Annotated in this window: 18 protein-coding genes; 13 read left to right on the plus strand and 5 right to left on the minus strand. The window is 37.6% G+C overall.

Annotated elements, in window-relative coordinates; genetic code table 11:
- Positions 1-12: 12 nt before the first annotated feature.
- The 9 genes from F3D3_RS12590 (at position 13) to F3D3_RS12630 (ending at position 8,847) form a co-directional block, all read left to right on the plus strand.
- Positions 13-1,323, plus strand: coding sequence for a protein kinase (locus F3D3_RS12590; protein WP_069874416.1), 1,311 nt, complete (start codon positions 13-15; stop codon positions 1,321-1,323).
- Between the two features lie 74 nt (positions 1,324-1,397).
- Positions 1,398-2,075 (plus strand): VWA domain-containing protein, encoded by a 678-nt coding sequence (locus tag F3D3_RS12595; protein WP_069874417.1) that lies wholly within the window; start codon positions 1,398-1,400, stop codon positions 2,073-2,075.
- Positions 2,076-2,080: 5 nt separating this feature from the next.
- A complete protein-coding gene (locus F3D3_RS12600) occupies positions 2,081-3,760 on the plus strand; it encodes a protein phosphatase 2C domain-containing protein (RefSeq protein ID WP_139132082.1) in 1,680 nt (559 codons plus the stop codon).
- 194 nt (positions 3,761-3,954) lie between these two features.
- Positions 3,955-4,653, plus strand: a complete 699-nt coding sequence (locus tag F3D3_RS12605) for a PrsW family glutamic-type intramembrane protease (protein WP_069874421.1) — start codon at positions 3,955-3,957, stop codon at positions 4,651-4,653.
- A 57-nt stretch (positions 4,654-4,710) separates the two neighbouring features.
- Positions 4,711-5,163 (plus strand): MarR family winged helix-turn-helix transcriptional regulator, encoded by a 453-nt coding sequence (locus F3D3_RS12610; RefSeq protein ID WP_069874423.1) that lies wholly within the window; start codon positions 4,711-4,713, stop codon positions 5,161-5,163.
- Positions 5,164-5,167: 4 nt separating this feature from the next.
- Positions 5,168-5,485 carry a hypothetical protein gene (locus F3D3_RS12615; RefSeq protein ID WP_069874424.1) on the plus strand — a complete coding sequence of 106 codons (318 nt, stop codon included), beginning with the start codon at positions 5,168-5,170 and terminating at the stop codon, positions 5,483-5,485.
- A 119-nt stretch (positions 5,486-5,604) separates the two neighbouring features.
- Entirely contained in the window at positions 5,605-6,183 is a 579-nt protein-coding gene (locus F3D3_RS12620) for a GNAT family N-acetyltransferase (RefSeq protein WP_069874426.1), read from the plus strand.
- A gap of 119 nt (positions 6,184-6,302) precedes the next feature.
- Complete coding sequence (locus tag F3D3_RS12625) at positions 6,303-7,970, plus strand: 2-oxoacid:acceptor oxidoreductase subunit alpha (protein ID WP_069874428.1); 1,668 nt, start codon at positions 6,303-6,305, stop codon at positions 7,968-7,970.
- A 10-nt stretch (positions 7,971-7,980) separates the two neighbouring features.
- A complete protein-coding gene (locus F3D3_RS12630; RefSeq protein ID WP_084389006.1) occupies positions 7,981-8,847 on the plus strand; it encodes a 2-oxoacid:ferredoxin oxidoreductase subunit beta in 867 nt (288 codons plus the stop codon).
- Here F3D3_RS12630 and F3D3_RS12635 read toward each other — a convergent pair.
- The 3 genes from F3D3_RS12635 to htpG all read right to left on the minus strand — a co-directional run bounded on the left by F3D3_RS12635 (position 8,827) and on the right by htpG (position 12,198).
- On the minus strand, positions 8,827-9,513 hold the full coding sequence (locus F3D3_RS12635; RefSeq protein WP_069874430.1) for an LrgB family protein: 687 nt from the start codon (positions 9,511-9,513) through the stop codon (positions 8,827-8,829). The two genes, F3D3_RS12630 and F3D3_RS12635, sit on opposite strands and share 21 nt — an antisense overlap.
- Complete coding sequence (locus tag F3D3_RS12640) at positions 9,514-9,858, minus strand: CidA/LrgA family protein (protein ID WP_069874431.1); 345 nt, start codon at positions 9,856-9,858, stop codon at positions 9,514-9,516.
- A 342-nt stretch (positions 9,859-10,200) separates the two neighbouring features.
- Positions 10,201-12,198, minus strand: coding sequence for a molecular chaperone HtpG (gene htpG / locus F3D3_RS12645; RefSeq protein WP_069874433.1), 1,998 nt, complete (start codon positions 12,196-12,198; stop codon positions 10,201-10,203).
- 267 nt (positions 12,199-12,465) lie between these two features.
- Here htpG and F3D3_RS12650 point away from each other — a divergent pair, with 267 nt between their 5' ends.
- Together F3D3_RS12650 and F3D3_RS12655 are read left to right on the plus strand one after the other, a co-directional pair.
- Positions 12,466-13,104, plus strand: coding sequence for a CBS domain-containing protein (locus F3D3_RS12650; protein WP_069874435.1), 639 nt, complete (start codon positions 12,466-12,468; stop codon positions 13,102-13,104).
- 269 nt (positions 13,105-13,373) lie between these two features.
- A complete protein-coding gene (locus tag F3D3_RS12655; RefSeq protein WP_069874436.1) occupies positions 13,374-14,555 on the plus strand; it encodes a GGDEF domain-containing protein in 1,182 nt (393 codons plus the stop codon).
- Positions 14,556-14,645: 90 nt separating this feature from the next.
- On the opposite strand, the gene F3D3_RS12660 is transcribed toward F3D3_RS12655, so the two are convergent.
- The gene (locus F3D3_RS12660; RefSeq protein ID WP_069874438.1) at positions 14,646-15,356 is read right to left on the minus strand and encodes a TIGR01906 family membrane protein; all 711 of its coding nucleotides are present in this window, start codon (positions 15,354-15,356) and stop codon (positions 14,646-14,648) included.
- Between the two features lie 45 nt (positions 15,357-15,401).
- Positions 15,402-16,076 (minus strand): TraX family protein, encoded by a 675-nt coding sequence (locus F3D3_RS12665; RefSeq protein WP_069874440.1) that lies wholly within the window; start codon positions 16,074-16,076, stop codon positions 15,402-15,404.
- Between the two features lie 111 nt (positions 16,077-16,187).
- Here F3D3_RS12665 and addB point away from each other — a divergent pair, with 111 nt between their 5' ends.
- Complete coding sequence (gene addB / locus F3D3_RS12670) at positions 16,188-19,547, plus strand: helicase-exonuclease AddAB subunit AddB (RefSeq protein WP_069874442.1); 3,360 nt, start codon at positions 16,188-16,190, stop codon at positions 19,545-19,547.
- Complete coding sequence (gene addA, locus F3D3_RS12675) at positions 19,540-23,169, plus strand: helicase-exonuclease AddAB subunit AddA (RefSeq protein ID WP_069874443.1); 3,630 nt, start codon at positions 19,540-19,542, stop codon at positions 23,167-23,169. The genes addB and addA overlap by 8 nt, the downstream gene beginning before the upstream one ends.
- Positions 23,170-23,174 lie beyond the last annotated feature (5 nt).

A 23,174-nucleotide genomic window follows, 5' to 3' on the forward strand; every position in this document is an offset into this window, starting at 1 on the left:
AGGAGTAAATTTATGTCAGATGTATTAAATAAAGGCAATCACGTATCCTCCAATACACATCGATACGAAGTGATCAGTGAATTGGGCACTGGTGGCCAAGGCAATGTCTATAGAGTCCGGGGAAATGAGGGTGACTACGCCTTAAAGTGGTATAGCAAAACGGCATCAACACCAGAACAATACGAGGCGATTCAACTTTTAATCGAAAAAGGCAACCCGAGTGAAAAGTTTATATGGCCAATTGAATTATGTGAGGGCGAATCACCGAATCACTTTGGGTATATCATGCCCTTAATCGATACCACAAAGTATACAAAAATGTCTCAATACTTTGCTGGTGAAATAAAAGTAAAGCGATTTGAAGTACTTATAGATGCTTGTATCAGGTTAGCACATGGGTTTAATGAACTTCATTTAAGTGGGCTCTGCTATAGAGATATTTCTTTTGGAAATCTATTTGTAGATTTTGAAACAGGAGATATTCGCATATGTGATAATGACAATGTCACTTTTGATAATTTGAAAGGGACAGATGAAATTTGGGGGACAAGTGGTTTTATGGCACCTGAAATCGTCAGAGGAGAAAGTGCTCCGAGTTCACAGACAGATTTGTTTTCACTGGCGGTTGTTATCTTCAGAATGCTCAATCTACAGCATCCACTACAAGGCCAAAGAGAATATGAAATTGAAATAGCAGATGTCGAATCAGAGCGTATGCTCTATGGCACTAACCCTGTGTTTATATACGATCCTATAGATGCAACAAATCGACCTGTTCCAAAGTATAAAGACATCGCTGAAGCGTACTGGCCGTATTACCCAGAAGGGATAAAAACACTTTTCACAGAGTCCTTTACAGTGGGCTTACACGATCCTCACCAAAGGATACGAGAATCCATATGGATCAAAGCCTTGAGTCAATTAAAGGGACAGGTGACTTATTGTTATCACTGTGAGCATCAAATATTTTATGATAAGCATATGGTGAAACAGACTTCCAAATGTCCTAAATGTCATCATACGATTAGAGTATTACCCCTAAGGATGAAAGTCGAGCATCAAATTATAATGCTCAATCATGATTCTGTGATTTATAAAAATCAGATAGATCCATCATCGATCATGGCTTATGATATTCAAGTTGCAAGAGTTGAGATTCATCCAAAACACCCAAGTGTATGGGGTCTTAGAAATCTTTCAAGTGATATTTGGACCTATACCACAGAGCAACAAGAGATTAGAGAAATTTCAAAGAATGGTGTCATTCCAATAAGAGCTGGCCAAGAGGTAAACTTCGGAACTGTGATTGGCATTATTCGATAAAAAAGAAACTGGATTTGGACACTTTAACTAAATGTGAAAACTAAAATAAATGATGAAATGACAAGGAGGCTATTATGTCAGTAGAACGTGAAGGTAGAATGGGCGCAAGAGACTTACACTTATTTTTTTTAATAGATGCATCGGATTCAATGAGTTACGGTGGTAAGGCAGAAACACTCAACAATGCCATAAGAGAATCAATCCCACATATCAAAGAAATTGCAAAAGAAACAGAAGGTACCATTAAAATCCATGCTCTTTCTTTCTCAACAGGTGCAAGGTGGATTGTTAGAAATGTAGATGTCAGAGATTTCTCTTGGGAAAATATAGTGACAAAAGGTGTGACCGATATGGGCCGTGGATTTGAAATCCTAGCGGAAAAACTTGAAACAGAATTTCAAGGCGCAAGGGGATATCAACCGGTTATGATTTTATTATCCGATGGATTGCCAACAGATGATTACGAGCAGGGGCTGAAGAAACTCAAAGAAACCAAGTGGGGCAGTAAAGCCATCAGAATTTCAATTGCAATTGGTTCAGAAACGGATATGGACGTCTTACAAGACTTTATTGGAGATTCTTTTAGAGGTGAATTGAAACCGCTACTGGCTAAAAATGCGAGCGAGCTTAAGAATTATATCAGATGGGCGTCTACCACGGTTTCAACAGCTTCTATCAATCCTGTAAAAAACACGATTCCACTTCCACCTACACTAGAATCTAATGTAAATGTTGAAGAATTGGATTGGTAAGTCCTATGAAAAATTGGAAGGTGATGAGCCATAGCCAAATTGGCTCATCACATGTTAAAAGTGAAAAACCAAATCAAGATGCTTATCTTTATAAAGAAGTGCCTAATTTTATAGGAGCGGTAAGCGATGGTCACGGTAATCGCGCACATGCACGAAGCGATATTGGATCGAGATTTGCAGTGGAAACTGCGATTGAATCTATTGACGAACTTCTCAATGGAGACGCTTTCAAATTATTTGCAGATGCTTTTTTTAATACCCTTACGGGGGATCAACCCCATGAGGAAGCTGAAAAAATGGAAACGCTTAAAATATTGATCTCCAACTGGCTACCGGATAAAATGGTTTCCAATTGGAGGCAAAAGGTTTTAAGGCATCATGAGGCACAAGAAAATTCAAATGCGGCAGATTCTGAAGCCTCAATCTATAAACTATACGGTTGCACTTTACTCTGTGCCTTTGAATACAATTCATACATGATTTTTATGCAAGTAGGGGATGGCCTCATTGGCATCTATGAACAAAATGGAAAAGTGATTCATCCAATAGCTGAGGATATCAGACATAGAGACAATGTCACAACTTCTATTTCAGACCTTTATGCACCTTTATCCTTTAAAACGGCAGTTTATCCCTTAAATGAGACCATAGAGTTTATCGCTTTGACCACAGATGGCATAGAGAATGCTTATCCGAATAGTGTAACAGATTACGTCTATTTTTATCATTCTATACATGGGTTGATTGTAGAAGAGCTCCCCGAATTAGAGCGACTGCTGGAACGTACGAGCCGTTATTCAGGTGATGATTCAACGGCTTTAATTTTATACAAGCCTTTGCAGACTGAATTAGATTTACAAAAGAGTGATGAGAGCTCAATTTTGTACACAAGCGTTTCAGAAGATTATGTCCCCATAGAACATTTTTTATGTGATTCGACGAGCAGCCGTTTTTTAGAGATTGCAGGAGAGCTCTGTTATTCCTTTGATCAATTTGAAACTTCTGGACTTTGTGTGATGGGGTTGGCCCTTCAGGATATTTGGTATAACCCTAAAGAGAATAGAATGTTACTGGTCAGTCGAATTTTGAGAGAAGTAACGCCGAAAACCCTTTATACATCGAGAAAACTCTTGGCTGATTTGCTTTATCTCATTTTATATAAAGTCAAGCCCGTATATAAACCCCAAAAGTGTATTCTGAAATTTGACAAGGCGTATGCAGAAGTGCTTCAAACGGAGATCAGTCATTATTCACCTAGGGCTTGGTCCCTTATCATAGACCAAATTAGACAAGAGACGCACTATGATTATGAACTTGGGACGTTTACCTTTGATGGTCTTCACGATGAGACTCAACTGAGTATTGTGACCCAATTGAGTCGTTACGAGATTTTTCACGATAGCACGCTCTATTTACACCAAATTTTGAAATCCAAAAAAATTACCAATCATAAAATCGCCAACGTGGTCGTTCATCCTAAAAAGCCTCAGATATGGGGACTTCAAAATTGTTCGAATCACGAGTGGGTTCAGTACGTAAAGGGAAGTGCTACACCCAGATATATTTCTAGAAATAAAACCGCAACCCTAATTGAGGGCAGTGTTATTTTCATGTATGGTATTCCAGTGAGCATTTTATCAAATGTTGACAGAAAAGATGCAAAAGAAGAGTTGTCTCAAAAATGATTTTTAATCATTTTGAGACGGCTCTTCTTTTTGATATAATACTATTATAATAGTAATGTAATTAAAATTGTGTGAGAAATGATTAATGGGGTATACTATTTATCATATAGCCTAAGATTTTAAGATGAATATTATAGATGTAAAACAGTTATTGACCATGATGTAAAAATATGGTATTATCATAGGAGAGAGAGATGCACAATATTTTATTAATTGCGATTGGCCCATCCATAGCATTGTTACTTTTTTTCTATTTTATTGATCGATATGATCGAGAACCTTTGGCATTACTTGGAAAATTGTTTTTAGGAGGGATGATAAGTGTTGTTCCAATTTTGCTTATTGAGTTAGGGTTACAAAGTCTTAATGTTTTACCGGGTATATTAGGTGTTGCCTATACTGCATTTATTGTAGCTGGCTTTACCGAAGAATTTTTTAAGAGATGGGTTGTTATGAAGATTGCCTATAAACATGAACACTTTAATGAACGCCTAGATGGTATTATTTACTGTGTATTTGTATCTCTTGGAATGGCGACTGTTGAAAATGTTTTTTACATATTTGGGAATGAAAATCCAATTTCAGTTGGGATTTTAAGAGGTTTCATTAGTGTTCCCATGCATATGTTGTTTGCAGTGACGATGGGCTATTATCTCTCTTTCGCTAAATTTACAACAGAGGAGGTTAGAAGGAAAAAATATTTGAAAATGACGTTATGGCGACCCGTTTTCTTACATGGTGTCTTTGATTTTCTGTTAATGAGTGGTCAAATATTGCTTACAATTGCCGTGGTTCCATTTGTGCTATGGTCATGGAAAGTAAATTTTGTAAAGTTAAAGAAATATTATAGAGATTCAAAAGGAATTCAAAATATGGACTATCTTGATGATTAAATAAAATATATTTTGGTATATATAAAAGAAAACATAAACTAAAAGGATGTGAATTGGGTGAAAACACAAAATTATGAATTACTAACCGAGTATATGTTAAAGCTCATGCCAACGATGAATAAGCGATTTTTCAGAGATGATGAGGTTTTTAAATCTGAGGAGCTCTTCCCATCGCATATACAAATTTTACTGGTTCTTGCGAATCACAAGCAATTGACGATGTCACAAATTTCAAGACAAATCAATGTCATTAATTCCAATTTGACACCATTAGTAGACAAACTCATCAAGTTTGGCTATTTAAAACGTCAACCTTACAAAAAAGACAGAAGAGTTGTACACATTTCTTTGACCACTTCAGGGAAAACATTTGTTGAAAAACACAAAAAGTACGTGGAATCATTGCTTGAAGAAAAATTAAGCACACTTCCTGACGCAAAAATAGTGGCACTTGAAGCACATTTAGTAGCAGTGTATGATACGATTATTGAATGTTTAGGAGAGAAGTAAAAAAATGAAACTACAATATTGTAAATTCGAGGTCTACATTCCCGAAACACATGTTTCACTGTTAATTGACGCGTTAAATGAGAAGCAGTTACTTAGGGAAGGTCATTACGATAGCGCTTATTGCTCTTATCCTGTTGAGGGACATTGGAGAGCACTGCAAGGTGCAAATCCATATGAAGGTGAAATCGGAAAAATGAAAACCTTGAACGAAATAAAACTTGAGTTTAGAACAATAGAGAGTCAAGCAGAAATTGCGTACGATATCATTAGAGCAATACATCCTTATGAAGTACCGGTGATCAATCGGATGATGGTGTTTTAGAGGGGATTGTATGAGCAGGACACATTTTGATATGATGAAATAGGATTAATTTATTTTAATCCTAATTTTTTTGGAGAGGGCTATATTGTAGCTGGGTAATAGCCTTCTAGAGGTGAAGTATGATCATTAGAAAAGCAGAAAAAGCAGATTGCCAAGAGGTGGTAAATCTGATTAAGTTAGCAATTGAAGACATGGCAAGTGTGTACACGGGCTATGAAAACGAAACACAGGTCAATGAGACTTTAAATGCCTTGTATTTAAAAAAACGAACAAGATTTAGTTTCCAAAATATTCATGTGCTCCACTATCAAAATAATGTTGCTGGTCAAATCACCGCTTATCCTGCGGCTATTTTACCAGAGCTCAACAAAGGCTTTGAATTTTTTTACAATCCTATGGCTAAAGACCGCAAGGCTCAATTAGAGGCGCTATTGGCTTCAAGAGAAGGGTTTGAGGATGAATACTACATTGATAGTCTAGCAGTCTATGAAGCCTGTAGAGGTCTTGGCTTTGCACGACATTTGATCAATGAGATCGAACTGATTGCGGCAAGTGCGGGCTATAAAAAATTGTCCTTATTAGTAGATCCTGACAATCAAAATGCAGAACGCTTATATGAAAAATGGGCTTTTAAATCGGATAAACGGATGGTTGTTTTAGGGCATTCTTATAAGCATATGGTGAAAGATATAGGTTGACGAATAAGTGAATAGAAGGGGATCATTTAATTGATAAGTTTTTGTAACGATTGAATGAATCCCTTTTTTTAAGGTATATAGTCAGTAGATGTAAATGTATTTATATAAAGGTGGTTATTATGAAAAAAACAATAATGATAGCGGGAGCTGCAGGTGAGGGCATCAATACCTCAGAACTCTTTCTTGAAAGGATGCTAAAGAGAGAGGGTTTTTTCGTACTCTCTTATAAAAACTACATGTCTAGAGTTAGAGGCGGTTTTAATTATGCCACAATTACTTTAGGCACTGAAATGGTTAATTCATGTGAAGATCGAGCGGATATTATCATTGCGTTAAACCAAGAAGCGCTTGATAAGAGTCCGATGATGCTTAAAAAAGAAGGCTTTATTTTAGCCAGCGATCAATTGAAAACGGATGCCGTAGAGGCTCATAAAAGTATTTTGTGGATAGAACAAGAACCTTTAAAAGCAGTTTCAAGTTCCAAAAATGCATTTAGCATGTGTGCCATAGGTGTGGTTTTAAAGAAGCTGGGTCTTGAACAAGAGGCCTTAAAAGGCATGACGCTTAAAAAATGGTCAGAAGAGGTTAATCAAACCAATCTAGCGGCAGGCACTTATGGATTTAGCCTTTTAGAATCTCAAATTAAAACAGAGATAACACATCAAAAAGAGACAATTTTAGTAAATGGCAATCAAGCGGTTGCACTTGGGGCGATGGCATCAGGGCTAGGCTTTTACAGTGCCTATCCAATGGCGCCTTCCACAGGCATAATCACTTATTTAGCAGCACATGAACGTGAGATGGGGCTTATTGTCGAACAAGCTGAAGATGAAATTGCAGCGATAATGGCAGCAATAGGTGCGGCCTCAAATGGCGTTAGAGCCATGACAGGCACTTCGGGCGGTGGCTTTGCCTTAATGGTGGAGGCACTTGGCTTTGCGGCGGTGAGTGAAGTCCCATTGGTTGTATGTAATGTTCAAAGGCCAGGGCCAGCAACAGGGCTCCCAACGCGTACAGAGCAAGCTGATCTATCTTTTGTAGTGACAGCATCTCAAGGCGAGTTTGCTCGAATTGTACTGGCACCTTTAACGGTGGAAGATGCTTTTTATACCACATTTAGAGCTTTCAACTTGGCTGAAAAATATCAAGTGCCTGTTATTATACTCACAGATCAATTGCTAGCGGATTCAACTCAAACCATTTCGAAATTCAAAACGAGTGGCCTTAAAATAGAGCGTTATTTGATGGAAGAGGTACAAACGCATTATAAACGTTATGATTTTGATCAAACTTTTGGAGGCAGAAAATACCCTGGGCTAGACGATCAAACATTAGTGATGACGGATTCGCATGTTCATGATGAATACGGCAATGAAACAGAAGATGAACAAATGACGATTAAACTCAAACATAAGTTTATCAGACGTATTGAAGGAATCAAAAATGAACTCAATGCGCCAATCTTTTATGGAAGTGAATCCTATAAAACGCTTTTGATCTGTTGGGGATCGACGTTTGGTGCCCTTAAAGATGCCGTGAATGCGCTCAATGATCAAGGCGAGTCCGTTGCAATGTTGGCATTTTCAGATGTCTTCCCAATAAAAGAAGATGTCTTAAAGGTCTACTTGAAAGAAAATGTAAATGTGATCAATGTGGAGGGAAATGCTTTTAATCAGTTCGGCAAGATACTCCGTATGGAAACGGGTGTTACTTTTACAAAATCCATTAATAAATACGATGGTAGACCGTTCAATGCGAGCTACATCATTGAAGCATATCGAAAATGAGGTGAATTTTATGACGAAAATCGAGACAATTAACAACCCTTTTGTAATGAATCATCCCACATCGTGGTGTCCAGGGTGTGGCAATTTTAGTATTTTAGAGAGCATCAATGAAACTTTAAATGATCTGGGGCTCACGCCTCAAGAAGTGCTTATGGTATCTGGTATTGGACAGGCAGCAAAATTACCACATTATATCCACGCACATGGTTTAAACTCACTTCATGGAAGGGCGCTTCCGGTCGTAATGGGTGCTCATGCGGCAAATCATAATCTTAGGATTATCTTGACCTCTGGTGATGGCGATACCTACGGTGAAGGGGGCAATCACTTTATTCACGGCATTAGACGGAATATGGATATCGTGCATATCGTTCATGACAACCAAATCTATGGTCTTACCAAAGGACAAGGATCCCCGACGACTGCTTTTGGTCAAAAAACGAGATTACAAGTAGATGGCATGAGACCTGATCCGCTTAATCCAGTTGCTCTAGCCATCAGTATGGATTGTAGTTTTGTTGCTAGAAGTTTTTCAGGAGACCCTGAGCATCTTAAAAGTATGATCAAGGCAGCGATGGCGCATAAAGGCTATGCCTTAATCGATGTGCTTCAACCTTGTATTTCATTTAATGAAGTCAATACGTTTAAGTGGTATAAAGAACGCGTTTATAAACTAGATCCCTCTTTTGATGCGACAGACAGAGTAAAAGCTTTTGAAAAAGCGCTTGAATTCGGTGACGAAGGTATTCCAATGGGCATACTCTATAAAAACGAGAAAGCGACATTTATCGAACGGATAGCGCACATAGATGAGCCACTTGTCTATAAAAAAAGAACGCCAGATGACGTTCAAAAATTACTCGAACAATTTGATTAAAAAGGGCACTATTAAAACCGTTAGAATGCCACAGAGACCGATTGCTGTACCGCTGAGTGCACCTTCGGTCTCTCCCATTTCAAGTGCTTTAGAAGTGCCGACTGCATGTGAAGATGTCCCGATGCCTATACCCCGTGCAATTGGATTTAAAAAAGGAAAGAGCTTAACGACATAGGGTGCTGCAAAAGCGCCTGTTATACCTGTTACAACAACCATGACCACTGTAATGGCAGGAGACCCCCCAATGATTTCGCTGAGGCTTATCGCCATAGGTGTAGTGATGGATTTAGGATAGAGAGAGTATAGTAATTCTTGAGGTAAGTGGAATAATGTCCCCAAGAGTTTGAGTATTAAAAACGAAGTAACAATGCCAGAACAAATCCCAATGATTAAACTTAAAAAGTATTTCTCAATGACCGCGCGTTGACGGTAGAGCATGTGACCGAGTGCCACTGTGAGCGGACTTAAAAAGTAATGGATCATGTTGCCGCCAATCATGTATTGCGTGTAAGAGATGCCTGTAAGGGTTAAAAAGATAATGATTAAGATCATGGCAATCAGAAGCGGATTGGCAAGATCGGATTTTGTCTTTTTTTTGATGATTAAACCGATCTGAAATGCAAATATAGTGATGAGAATCCCAAAAGAGGGGGATGATGTGAGCATTTAGCGATCTCCTTTCGTCAAAGCTTGGGTGACAAACATTGTGACGATCATGGTAATAACCGTTGAAGCAATACCGATTAGGATAAGCACCACGAGATCAGAAGTAAAAACAGCCATAACCCCAACACTTGCAGGAATGAAAAAGAAGGCAATGTTGTTGAGTAAGAAGTCACAGGTTTCTTCAATGTGTTTTTCCTTTAGAATGCCTAAACTTAAACCTAGGAAAAGTAGGATCATTCCGAGAATTGAACCCGGTATTAGTATGATTGGCCCGAGTAATATACTTAAACATTCACCGAGAAACCAGAAAAATAGCAATATTGCAAATTGAATTAAATAGATCATTTTACGCTCCTTTTATTAAAGTTAAAACTCATTATAGCGTATTGTTTTAGATAAAACAATCTTTCGCCGTGAAAAACTTCTGGTATTGAGCGATTCAATTCATCTTGCCTATAAGAACATTTCTTATTGTCTATAATACAAAAAACTGGCCCAATTGGACCAGTTTTTTGTATTTAGCGGGAGTTTGGACTCCTATCGGATCAAAAGCGTATACTCAGTCCGCTGCGCTGCCTTCGTAACCCTTGCAATCCTATCGGATTGCATTCAGTAGGAGTCCAGACTCCCATTGAATTAGGGAGATGAACCCCCACTTTTTAAAGTGGGGGTTCATCTCCCCAAGGGTTATAGTAACCTTGATAAAAGCGTGTTGCTACGTTTGATGAATTTGGTCATCGCATCTGGAGAGAGTTGAGAATGTGCAATTAATGCCAGATCGTATAACTGTTCCATGATCAATTGGCCCATTTCATCTACGTGATAATGTGTTTCAGTAACGGTTTTGGTAGCGGGTTCGACAACTTCTGCTGCATCTGAATCCTTAGAAGCTTTGGCATCTGTATTTGGGACCTCTTTTTCGATGGTCTCTTTGTATTCGCCAATGTGTGACATTAGATATTTTACAAGTGGATGCTTATGGTTGAGCAGTAACGTTGTTTCAGGTTTAAACATGTTTGGATCAAGACCGCCCATGCTACCCATACCATACATTTTCATCATGTCTTGCATTCTTCTTGCTTCTTCAGAAAGGGTCATCATACTTGCAATAGAAGCATCCTTCATGTTTTCAATTTTGAGTGTGACTTTTTCAAGACCCACTGCTGATTTGAAAGCACCTGTTAAGTCTGCCTGTAATGTTTTGATGTGTTCTGGATCTATGCTATCATCAGACTCTTTCATATGCTCCGTTAAATCAGAATCAACTCTTGTAAAGCTAACGCCTTCATTTTTAGCTTCCATGTGTGAGATGAACGCCGTATCAATACTGTGTTCCAAAACAACTGCGTTGAGCTCATGTGCTTTAAAGAGGTTAATGTACTGAGATTGCAAGAGTCTGTCGGTTACATAATAAATCTTTTTCTCTTCAGAATTTTCAAGATATTCGTCCAGTGTGACATATTTATCGTATATGCTTTTGAACAAGTAAATCTTTTGAATACTTTCAAAGAATTTTTCGTCTTTAAGCCCACCAAATTTTATGAATGGGTTAATATCATCCCAGAAGCCTTCGAATATTTCACGCTCTGTTTTAAATAAGCCATTGAGCTTATCGCCAACTTTCTTAGTGATATAATTGGAAATCTTACGGACAAAGCCATCGTTTTGAAGGAAACTTCTTGAGACGTTAAGCGGTAAGTCTGGACAATCAATCACGCCTTTTAAGAGCAATAAAAATTCAGGAATAACTTCTTTGATGTTGTCGGCAACAAATACTTGTGAGTTGTATAGTTTGATTTGACCTTCAAGACTGTCAAATTCAGTATTAAATTTAGGGAAATACAAGATCCCTTTTAAATTGAATGGGTAATCCATATTGAGATGAATCCAGAATAAAGGCTCTTTAAAATCTTTAAAAGTTGTTCGATAGAACTCTTTGTATTCTTCATCAGTACAATCGCTTGGCGCTTTAGCATAGAGCGGTAAAACGGTGTTCAGAGGCTTTGGTTCTTCAATGATCACATGACCCTCTTCATCCTCTTTGAGCGCTTTGCCGACCACAGTGAGGTAAATTTCGTATGGCATAAAAGAACAATATTTTTGAATGGTTTCTTTTAAAGTGAATTCATTTAAAAAGTCTTTGCCATCATCGCCCACGCGCAAGATAATTTCCGTACCTCTAGTTTGGCGGGTACCTTCTTGCATTTCGAATTCAGTACCCCCTTCACAATGCCAAAGCACTGGTTTGGCATCCTTCTTATAAGAAAGGGTATGGATTTCCACTTTTTCTGCAACCATGAAAGCGGAGTAAAAACCTAAACCAAAATGACCAATAATCTGTTCTTTGTCAGATTTATCCTTATATTGATTGAGAAAGTCCTCGGCACCAGAAAAAGCAATTTGATTGATGTATTTTTTTATTTCCTCATCCGTCATCCCAAGTCCATTATCCGAAATGGTGATTGTCTTTGCAGCTTCATCAAGCATCACATCAATTTTGAATGTAGGGTTTTCCTCAAGTTTAGTTTCGTTCATCATTGAAAGTTGCTTTAATTTTGTAATGGCATCACTGGCATTTGATATGAGTTCTCTTACGAAGATATCATGATCTGAGTAAAGCCATTTTTTAATAATTGGGAAAATATTTTCACTGTGAATGGATAAACTCCCTTTTTCCATTGACATAAAATCACTCCTTTTCTAAATCGTTTTGTCTCAAATGAGACTTTCTAAAAATATGATAGGCTTTTAGAGGCAAAATGTCAAGTAAAAATTAGCACTCGATAATATAGAGTGCTAACAATTCTGAAGATTGTTCGATTTGAGCATCATAAATGTAACAAAAGTTCTCATACTATAGACATTAAATAAATGATATAATTGTTATGTTGTAAAAGATTTGGGCATAAATAAATTAATATTGAAATTATAGTTTTTGAAAGGAGATACAGGATGAGAATTAGAGCAATTATGACACCCGTTAACAAATTACTGGTATTATCGACTACGGATTCTGCTGGAAAAGCACTCAAATTGATTGAAGAGAATGATTTTTTATCTTTGCCAGTCGCTGAAGAACGTCACTTTATAGGATTTCTTTCAAAACAATTTATCTATGAAACGTATTTCAAGGAAAATCAATCGGACTTTGAGGCCTTTTTAAAAAGACCTGTCAAAGAATTTATTCACAACAGAGTAGAATGTGTTAAGCAGGATTTATTAGTAGAAGAAGCGGCGGATATCTTCTTTAAAAATAAAGTTAGATTTTTACCTGTGGTAAATGAGCTCAATGAGTTTATAGGTATTTTAACACAAAAATCACTTTTTGGTGTAATCACTAAAGTGTATGGTCTTAAAGATCCTAAAATATCCATATTTACAGATGATTTCAAGGGTACTTTGGCTAAAATTTCAGAAATTATATCCAAAAATGGTGGCAATATAACTAATATTGCCTTGTTTGATACCGAAGTCATGGGCATTCAAGAGATTTCTGTGCGCATTGTAGGGCAAGATATTCATGTGATTGCAAAAAAACTTGAAGACAGAGGTTTCAAGGTTAGAGATATCGTTGAGGGCATAGTGGATTAAGATCTGTATGCGCCTAAAAAGAGAACTGTACTCATAATTTTCACAAAAATTATGAGTATGGAGCTCTTTTTTTTTGAAATTGCAAAGTGGTGTTGCGCCCTAAGACACGTAATCGTGTATAATAGGACTATAGTTTGAATAAAAGTGAACATTCTGATAAAAAATAGTTCGAAAGTCATGAAAAAACTATTTTATATATGGAAACATAAAGAAATAAAATATATAATAAAGAAGGCTGTGTCTAGAAAATTTCGAAAGGTGGTGATTCAATGAACAAATTTTATCGACCTTTTATGTTTACTATTGTGATCTTTGCAATAGGTTTTTTTGTGGACGCTTTGAAACAACCCGTTGATTGGTCCGCTTTTGATATGAGCTTTGTATTGATCGTGCTCGTCTGTGTGATTTCAGAGACAAATTATCGGTTCAGTCAAAGTTCGATTAAACATTCATTGACAGCACCACTGACTTTATTTCTTATATTTTATAAGCCCTTATTGCTGTGCTATTTTGGGGTTCTTATCTTTGAAACGATTGGAAAGGTTGTTAGTGTCAAAAGAGAAGGCGGGTCAAACCACATTCTTGATGAAAAATGGCTTTTTAATGTAGCACAATTTATATTGCTTATAGCACTTTCCAAATATTATATTGCTCAATTAACCATTTTACCAACAGTTGAGTTTATAACCCATTTGATGATATTAGTTTTTGCATACAATTTGATCAATACGCTTTTGACGCATTTGGTAATTAGCCTTCATAATAATACCAATCATTTTAAAAGAGGCATTATAAGAAATTTTATAGCCTATAGTTTCAGCTATTTTATTATTGTAATGGCCCTTATTTTCACTTATGAAGCGTATAATCTATTTGGGTTGATCGTGATCAGTATTTTCGTATTGCAGACTCAGGGATCAGCGCTTACAAGTCTCACAGCAAAAGAGCTCAATCAACGGTTGAGCGTGGATAAGATGACAAATGCTTTTAATCGAAACTTTTTTGATGAGGTTGTTGAATTGAATTTGATTCGGAAAAAGCCGTTTTCTATTTTGTTTATAGATTTGGATGATTTTAAACTCGTAAATGATGCCTATGGTCATGTGATCGGAGATGCGTTACTAATCGATTTTGTGGCGATTATAAAGAGTCTTTTAAGACGGGAAAATAGAGTTTTTCGATATGGTGGCGATGAATTCTGCATTATTTTCGATAATATGGAGCAGGCTGAAAGTGTTCGGAAAAGACTTGAAGCATTTGTTTTTATGTTTCAAGATGAAAAAAGTGAGACGATGATCTATTATCATATCTCCTTGGGGTTATACGACTATACCGCAGATTCAGACATCACATACAATGAGCTCATCCACCAAGTGGATCAAAATATGTACGATGACAAGCGCCGAAAAAAGGAAAAAGAAAAGACAGAAACTGTTTTTGAACTATTGTAATGCGTGGCTCAAAGAGATCACGATTAAAAGAGCTGATGGCATCATTTCTTGAACCACATAGAAAGATGCATCAGCTCTTTTTTATAAAGATTATGTGAACATGTGTTTTTTTCGCTTAGAGCGCCATTGAATCACAAGGTAAATCAAAAGAAAACCTGCATTGATCAGAAAAAGTGTTCCTAGGCAGTAAACGGTGAAAATCATAAAAAATTCAAGTGGCATCATCTGAAGTAACCGATCTTTTGCAGGATTTAAAAGCCAAAGATCATTGTAGAATAAGAGTTCGTGAAACTTTCTGAAAGCCATATCAAAATCAGACTGATATAAAATGCCGAGTATAATGAGCGTTATAAAACTGGATATAAAAGTTGAAAGCAGTATTTGGGAAAACCGAACCCAAGTTTTGCGCATTCTGTAGAGGGCTAAAACGCCTAGTGTTCCTGTAATACCGAGCAGAATATTTCTAATTTTTCGAGCTTTTCGGATCAAATTTTTGATATCATTTAAATGTGCTTGTTCTTTTGCGTTAAAATATTCAATTTCTTTGCCATCAAGGGTTGCAGTGACATGGATATCACCTGCACCTGTATTGATATACGTCACGAGTTCATATGTCACTTTTTCCAAATCTGTAGTGGAAATACCTACGATTTCGTTGACTTTTAATGCGTTGAAATGTTTAGTATAAAACGAATCGTTAAATGCATAAGCTTCAAATACATATAAATAAGTCAAAACTGAAATGAGGATGCCGATCAGAATAATGAGTGCGGTATCAAGTCTATTTGATGGATGTCTCATGTTGCCTCCTATATGAAATCAGAGTCGATGAAAAGCTCTGATAAGCTAAATAATAAAAGTTTTAATCCCCAAAAGAATGATGAGGTGAAGTGGATAAAAAGCATAAAAACTGAGTTTTAGAGTGCCTCGCGTACCATTGTATTTGGACAGCAAGGGAACCGCTAATAGGGAAGCGTTTTGAATCCATATATGGGGTTGTGACCAGTCGTTATACAAGTAGAGTAGTAAGACCTGATAAAACCCTAAAAGCAGTACAAGGCTAAAATAGAGCTTAGTGGGTGCTGCTCTGTAATATCTAAAAATCAAGATCATGCCAATGGCTAAGAAAAAACTATCAAATTGAAAAAAGGTGACAGCTAAACAAACCATTAGGGTTAAAACAAGCTGAATATACTTGGATTTAATTTGATCCAGTGTCCAAAGTAAAATCAAGCCCGTCGCAAGTGTGAAAAGAATATTTTGATAGTCGCTTTCAAAGTAATAGGCATAGGGTATCATGCTAAGAATACCCCAAAAAAGCAATCGCCCCACATAACGTTTTAAGTCATGTGTTTTTTCATACCCAATGGCGATGAAATAAGCCATTATAGGGAGTGTTAAGCGACCGATAATCCTCAGTACATAGAGATCTTCAAATAATACAGCACCTATATGATCGATTACCATAGCGATTATGGCAATACATTTTAATCCCATGGATGAAAACAGTCGCTTTTGCATGCGAATCCCCTTATTTTTAGGCTATTATAACATATTAATTCGAATATGACACGCTGAGTTGTTGTATTATTCATTTCATAAAATTATAATGGATACTAGGAGGATGATATCATGTTGAGAATTCTAATGGGTAAAGCTAAGAGTGGTAAAACCTATACAGTGTACAATGAAATTGAAAAAGCAATTAATTCTGGATTATCAGATCAGGTTATATTATTAGTACCAGAGCAATTCACATTGGAAGCAGAAAAAGGACTCCTAAAGCATATTGAGAAGAGCGGTTTTTTAGGCGTTGAAGTGTTGAGCTTTAAGCGCCTTATCCATAAATTGTTAAATGAAGTGGAAATGCCTCCACATAAGGAAATTACAACACTGGGGAGAACGATGCTACTTCGAAGTGTCTTTCAGAAAAGTGGTAGATCACTGACATACTATAGTGCTGCAAGTCAAAAAAAAGGATTTTTGAATCAATTTAATGATTTTTTAGATGAAATGAAGCACAGCCTTGTGGATGCAAGTTTGATACAAACGGCGTGCTCTCGTTTAGAGGAAACCTCGCTATTGAGTATGAAATTAAAAGATTTGGCGTTTTTATTAAATGCTTATGAAGAGGCTAAAACAGAAACCTACATGGATTCTGTGGATGTGATCACATTTGCACTGGAGCGTATGTCTGAATCCCAAAAACTCAAGCAGTCCCAAATATGGGTGGATGGATTTGACAGCTTCTCTAAAATAGAGTACCAAATTTTAGAACAACTTTTGTTATTGTGTGATCATTTAACCATAACTGTACCCTATGGCGAAAATCCTGTTTTTACGCATACGGGGATTTTATACAGACAATTGATGACACTCGCAAATCAGAATCAGATAGAGATTGCACAATATCTTCTAGAAAGAGCACATTCCAACTGGGAAATTGCACATTTGAGTGAACAATTGTTAGTATATCCTTATGAGCGTTTAAATAGACCTACCGATTCAATAAAACTTCACATGGCCAACACGGTGGCTTCGGAAGTGGAGCGCGTGGTAATTGATATCGTTGATTTAGTGAGATACAAAGGGTACAAGTGGCAAGATATAGCTGTAGTCACCAATGATTTGACAGGCTACGAATTTGTGATTAAACAACTTTTTACGGAATATAAAGTGCCTTTCTTTTTAGATCGCAAGATGAATATCCTTTCACATCCTTTGGTTCACTTGATCGTCAACAGTTTAAAAACGGTTCAAAGTCGATTCAAAAGAGAATATGTGATGAGCATGCTTAAAACAGGTTTGCTTGGATTTTCTGTGGATGAAATCAGTATTTTTGAGAACTATATCATCGAATTTGGCATACAAGGCAATCATTATAAAAAAGCCTTTACTAAAAACTATCAGAAAAGTAGAGCTTATGATTTAGAGCATATCAATCGATTGAGAGCAAAATTACTTGAAAAGTTGACGCCTTTATTGGAGATTTCCTCTTCTAAAAAACGAGTAGTGAAAACACTTTTAGAGGAAACCTATGCGTTTCTGGTGCTCAATGATATTGCCACGATTATCGATCGAGAAGTCCATGATTTTACAGAGAAAGGAGACTATGATTCGGCTCAACTCTTTGCGCAGATTTGGAATGTCGTGATTGAAACCTTAGATCAAACAGCAGAACTTTTAGGGGATGAATTGCTGTCGCTTGACGAAATCATAGAATTGCTTGAAACCGGTTTTGAACATGCGGAGATCGGTTTATTACCGCTTTATGAGAACCAAGTGCTCATAGGTTCCCTTGACCGATCAAGAGCGCACGCCATCAAGGCGTTATTTATTATGGGCATAAACGACGGTATATTACCAGAAACGGGAGGCGATCAACAGTTAATTGCAGAGTATGAAAAAGAACAACTCAAAGAAAAAGGCTTTAATATGATGCTTGATGGTAAAATGTTTGCAGATAAAGAAAACTATAATATCTATAATGCACTTACAAGACCGAGTGCATCTATTTACTTAAGTTATGCACTCACAAGTAACGCGGGCACTTCGCTTAGGCCGTCGTATCTCATTCAGAAATTGGTCAAAATCTTCCCTCAATTAGAGCCAACCCATGAGAGGGTACGCGTAGACATGGCTCATAAACCACATCATATTGCCACAGCTGAGGGCACTTTTAAGCACCTTGCCATCGAAATGAGAAAATCTGCAGATGGACATAGGATTCATCCCGATTGGGAGACAGCTTTTAAGTGGTATGCGCAGAATGCGCCAGAGAAGGCGTCTTTACTGCTTGAAGGGTTAACCTTTGAAAATCATGTTGAAAAAATTAACCGCAAAGTGATCGACACGCTTTATGAATTACCCATTAAGACCAGCGTCTCTCGTTTGGAGCAGTTTATGTGGTGCCCTTTTAAGCATTTTGTATCCTATGGCATAAAGCCGATCACGGTGAAACGCTACGAAATTACATTCCCCGATGTGGGCATATTATTTCACGGCGCACTTGAGCAATTTGGCAGGACGGTTTATGATCAAAACTTAGTCTGGCAGGATTTAGATCAAAAGACCTGTGATCAAATGATTGAAAAAATTGTGGAAGACATGGTCGATCATGATATATTCAGTTCGAAATTTCAATATCAATATTTGGTTCAAAAATTAAAACGCGTTTCTAAACGCGCAATATGGACTTTGACCAAACAACTTAAGCAAGGTGATTTTGTACCGATTGCTTTTGAGATGGCTTTTTCGGACGAAGGCTATGGTGCGCCACCGATGATCATAGAACTTGCAAATGGGGAAAAATTGATGCTTCGCGGGGTTATCGATCGCGTGGACTTACTTAAAACAGAACAATCGAGTTATGTAAAGATCATCGATTATAAATCGGGAGGGACCACTTTATCTTTATCGGATATCTATCATGGACTTCAAATGCAATTAATGGTTTATCTGAAAGCGTGTCTTGATAACCCAGACTATTTTAGAGTAGCAGATTTAAAGCCAGGGGGTATTTTTTACTTCAAGATTGACGATCCTATGATTCAGTCAGCTGAAGCGCTCTCGGAACTCATTGAAGCACAGATTGAAAGTCAGTTGAGACTGGATGGGATAGCACTTGAAGAACCCCTTATTTTAGAGAAAATGGACCGGATGCTCATCGAAGAGAACAAGTCAGTGGTGATGAAAGTGAGTTATAAAAAGGATGGCGCATTTACAAAAGATTCAAAGGTGCTACCACTGGAAACTTTTTATCATATGATTGATCATGTTAAAGAGAAAATTAAGGAAATCGGTATGACGCTACTTGAAGGGGAGATCAGTCCATCCCCCTGTCAAACTGAAGGCAGAATTGCATGTAATGCATGTGATTATCAATCCTTTTGTCAGTTTGATCCTAAATTTGAGGGCAATTCATATCGCATGTTGCCAAAACTGGATCAAGAAAGTATTATTCAAAAAGTAAAGGAGAAATCAAATGCCTAGTTGGACCAGAGAGCAGGAAGCCGCAATCTATTTAAGAAACGCAGATATGCTTGTATCAGCTGCTGCTGGATCAGGAAAAACAGCAGTACTCGTGGAGCGCATCATACAGATCGTCGTTCAGCAGCGCGTACCCATTCAGAATATTTTGGTGGTGACGTATACCAATGCAGCTGCTGGCGAGATGCGCGAACGCATAGAAATCGCTGTTTCAAAGGCAATTGAAGCCGAGGACGATCAAGACCTTAAGGCATTTTTAATAGATCAACTCAGAGTGCTCAACAGAGCGAGTATCAAAACTTTTCATGCTTTTTGTATGGACATCATCCGCAGTCATTTCCAGAAAATCAACATTGATCCAAGTTTTAGAATGCTCAACGAGACGGAACGAACAATACTTATAGAAGAAGCCATTGATTCAGCTTTTGAAAAGGCCTATGAAGCTGGGGAAGAGCGCTTCATCTATCTTGTGGAAGCTTATAGCGGCAACCGCGAAGATCAAAAGTTAAGAGAAATGATTAAGCAGATTTACAGATTTGTCATGAGTCAACCTTATCCGATGCAATGGCTCGAAAATCAGGTGAAAGCTTATAGACAAGAAGACCATCCGCTGCGCAAGACATGGGATGAACTGCTGTTAGAACAAGCGAGGACCAAAGTAGAAGGCGCGTTTGAACTCATAGAAGAGGGCCTCGAAATTTGCGAATTGCCAGGGGGGCCATTGCCTTATAAAGAAACGCTCCTCTCAGATTACAATCAATTTAAAAACGTTGATGAGGCAATTGCATCAGGTCATGTCAAGCAACTTGAAACCGCTGTTCTCAATTTTTCATTTGTAAGACTTAAGAGCATCAAAAAAGATGAAAAAGAGCTTATGGATGAAGTGCTCGTAGATACCGTTAAAACTCAGATTAGAGACAAACTTCTTAAAAAAAGTATTTATGAATCATTGATGGCACCTTTTAAAGAAAAATCAATGGACCGTTATTTTGAAGAATTCGAAAGATTGGGAATGGCACTTGGCATGATGAAGGCGCTCGTTGAAGCTTTTGATAAAACCTTTATGGATCTTAAAAATTCAAAAAATGTTTTAGATTTCAATGATTTAGAACATTATGCTATTCAAATATTAGAGGATGATATTATTGCAGGTACTTATCAAAATCAGTTTCAGTACCTCTTTGTAGATGAATATCAAGATGCAAGCAGCATTCAAGAGACGATTTTAACGCGCATTAAAAGCCCAAATAATCTCTTCATGGTGGGAGATGTCAAGCAGAGCATATACAAATTTAGATTAGCAGAACCAGCCCTTTTTTTAGAGAAGTTTAAAACTTACGATCAATACGACCAGATTTTAAGACAGTTTGAAGTTGAAACCGTACACGATTTGAATCCTAAATTAATAGGGACACATCAGATTCGGATTGACCTCAAAAAGAATTTTAGAACGAGAACTGAAATTTTAGAAGCTGTAAATTCATTATTTTCAAACATGATGTCAGAGCGCCTTGGAGAAATCACTTATGATGACTCCGCGCATCTTGTGGGTGGCACAGCATTTGAAGCCGTAGGAGGCCCCGCAGTTGAAATCAAAGTGATTTCTAAAAAAGCAATGCGCTCTGAGTGGGATCGTGCAACAGATGATATAGAGGCAAATGAGGTCGATTTAGATGCGGATGCGGATTCGGATTCGGATGCGGATGTCATGTCATTGGGACATCTGAAAACAGATGAAATAGAAGCGAGAACCATTGCGAGGCAAATAAAGTCTATTATCGGTAAACCCATTTTCTTTCCAAAGACACAGTCTTGGAAGCCTTGTACTTATAAAGATATTGTCATTTTGATCAGAAGCTTTAGATCTTGGCAAGAGACTTTTGACAGCGTTTTCGCAGAAGAGGGCGTTCCCTTTTATGCAGAGAGTAATTCTGGCTATTTTGACACTTTAGAAATCAGGTTGATGATCGACTACTTGAAAATATTGGATAATCCTTACCAAGACATATCTCTCATGGCGGTTTTAAGGTCGCCTATGTATCGGTTTACAATTGATGAACTCATTCATATACGCCAGCAAGGGACTGCAGGCGCTTACTTTTATGATCAGCTCGGAAGTATCCTTGTTCAGGCAGAAGACGCTGAAATTTTAAATGGAGATCTGAAACAAAAAGTTGAATTTTTCTTAAATCAGCTCGAGGCAATTCGAAGATTTGCAACTTATCATCCCATTGATGATGTGATTTTAAAGATTTTACAAGATACACAATTTTTAAACTATGTGAGTGTGATGCCCGGTGGTGTTTCAAGACAGGCGAATCTAAAACTGTTAATTGAAAGGGCCACACAATTTAAGAATTCTAAGATTGTGAGTTTAACCTTGTTTGTGCAGTTTTATGAGCAACTTTCAAAGACGAGTGGTGATATGGGCGTTGCCAGCAGTATAGGCGAAGCGGATGATGTGGTCAGGTTGATGAGTATTCATAAGTCAAAAGGGCTTGAGTTCCCTGTGGTTATGGTTGCAGGCCTTGGGCGCAAATTCAATCTAATGGACACCCATGGCGATTTGATCATGCATAAACACATCGGTATTGGATTATCCTATGTGGATGTTCCCATAAGAGCAAAATCCACGTCACTGGTTCAGTGGCTCTTAAAAGAACAACTTAAAATTGAAACGCTTTCAGAAGAGATGCGTGTGCTCTATGTGGCCTTAACCAGACCTGTGGATCGTCTATATTTATTTGCGACAGTTGCCGATGCGGAAAAGCGGTCTGTAAAGTGGCAGAGGGGCTGCTCTTATTATAATTTACTCACGGCAGGTGGTTTTATCGATTGGATTCTCAGTGTGGCGCCACAAAAATGCGAAATTATCGACCCGACCACTTTGATAGCCATTGAGCAAGAGGCCACCCAGACCAATCAGATGTCGATTGAAAAGTGGGCGATTTTAAAACAGCAATCAAAGGATCAAGTGCAGGCTGAAATCGGATTATCAGAAGTATATAAGCATTTGAATGCCCCTTTACCAGTCCCAGAACGGATCTATGAACCTCAGAAAATAGCGGTTTCTGATTTGAAGCAAAAAGACTTTGCGTTTAAGGCGCCTGCATTGACACAAACACCTCGGTTTTTAATTGAGAAAATCCCTTTGACACCGGCTGAAAAAGGGACTGCCATGCATAAAGTACTTGAAAAAATAGATTTCACTCAAACTTATACGGACAAAAGCCTTTTGGATTTTGTGAAACAACTTGTTGAATCTCGGTTTTTAACGGACCAAGAATTTGAAGCCATTGAAATTTCAAAAATTGATCAATTTTTAAACTCAGAATTGGGTATAAGGATTAAAAATGAACGCCATTATAAAGAAACGCCATTCGTTATAAAAGTAAACGAACAACTCATTCAAGGCATCATAGATCTCTATTTGGAAACAGATAAGGGCCTTGTGCTCATTGACTATAAGACGGATTTCGTGAGGGAGAGTGAGTTGCAAAATGTGGCAAATCGGTATAGAATACAACTTGATGCTTATGAAATGGCTCTTGAATCCATACTCAATAAACCCGTAGTCGAAAAAGTGATTGTATTTTTGAATCACAACAAAGCAATTGGTATTTAAATTTT

It is taken from the genome of Fusibacter sp. 3D3, assembly GCF_001748365.1.
Classification (GTDB): Bacteria; Bacillota; Clostridia; order Peptostreptococcales; family Acidaminobacteraceae; genus Fusibacter_A.

What these genes read in the sequence shown, in the direction of transcription:
- F3D3_RS12635 (WP_069874430.1), bottom strand. Translation starts at nt 9,513, where the DNA reads ATGCTCACATCATCCCCCTCTTTTGGGATTCTCATCACTATATTTGCA.
- F3D3_RS12595 (WP_069874417.1), top strand. Translation starts at nt 1,398, where the DNA reads ATGTCAGTAGAACGTGAAGGTAGAATGGGCGCAAGAGACTTACACTTA.
- F3D3_RS12650 (WP_069874435.1), top strand. Translation starts at nt 12,466, where the DNA reads ATGAGAATTAGAGCAATTATGACACCCGTTAACAAATTACTGGTATTA.
- F3D3_RS12620 (WP_069874426.1), top strand. Translation starts at nt 5,605, where the DNA reads ATGATCATTAGAAAAGCAGAAAAAGCAGATTGCCAAGAGGTGGTAAAT.
- F3D3_RS12605 (WP_069874421.1), top strand. Translation starts at nt 3,955, where the DNA reads ATGCACAATATTTTATTAATTGCGATTGGCCCATCCATAGCATTGTTA.
- F3D3_RS12615 (WP_069874424.1), top strand. Translation starts at nt 5,168, where the DNA reads ATGAAACTACAATATTGTAAATTCGAGGTCTACATTCCCGAAACACAT.
- F3D3_RS12665 (WP_069874440.1), bottom strand. Translation starts at nt 16,076, where the DNA reads ATGCAAAAGCGACTGTTTTCATCCATGGGATTAAAATGTATTGCCATA.
- addB (WP_069874442.1), top strand. Translation starts at nt 16,188, where the DNA reads ATGTTGAGAATTCTAATGGGTAAAGCTAAGAGTGGTAAAACCTATACA.
- F3D3_RS12600 (WP_139132082.1), top strand. Translation starts at nt 2,081, where the DNA reads ATGAAAAATTGGAAGGTGATGAGCCATAGCCAAATTGGCTCATCACAT.
- F3D3_RS12590 (WP_069874416.1), top strand. Translation starts at nt 13, where the DNA reads ATGTCAGATGTATTAAATAAAGGCAATCACGTATCCTCCAATACACAT.
- F3D3_RS12660 (WP_069874438.1), bottom strand. Translation starts at nt 15,356, where the DNA reads ATGAGACATCCATCAAATAGACTTGATACCGCACTCATTATTCTGATC.
- F3D3_RS12655 (WP_069874436.1), top strand. Translation starts at nt 13,374, where the DNA reads ATGAACAAATTTTATCGACCTTTTATGTTTACTATTGTGATCTTTGCA.
- addA (WP_069874443.1), top strand. Translation starts at nt 19,540, where the DNA reads ATGCCTAGTTGGACCAGAGAGCAGGAAGCCGCAATCTATTTAAGAAAC.
- F3D3_RS12630 (WP_084389006.1), top strand. Translation starts at nt 7,981, where the DNA reads ATGACGAAAATCGAGACAATTAACAACCCTTTTGTAATGAATCATCCC.
- F3D3_RS12640 (WP_069874431.1), bottom strand. Translation starts at nt 9,858, where the DNA reads ATGATCTATTTAATTCAATTTGCAATATTGCTATTTTTCTGGTTTCTC.
- F3D3_RS12625 (WP_069874428.1), top strand. Translation starts at nt 6,303, where the DNA reads ATGAAAAAAACAATAATGATAGCGGGAGCTGCAGGTGAGGGCATCAAT.
- htpG (WP_069874433.1), bottom strand. Translation starts at nt 12,198, where the DNA reads ATGTCAATGGAAAAAGGGAGTTTATCCATTCACAGTGAAAATATTTTC.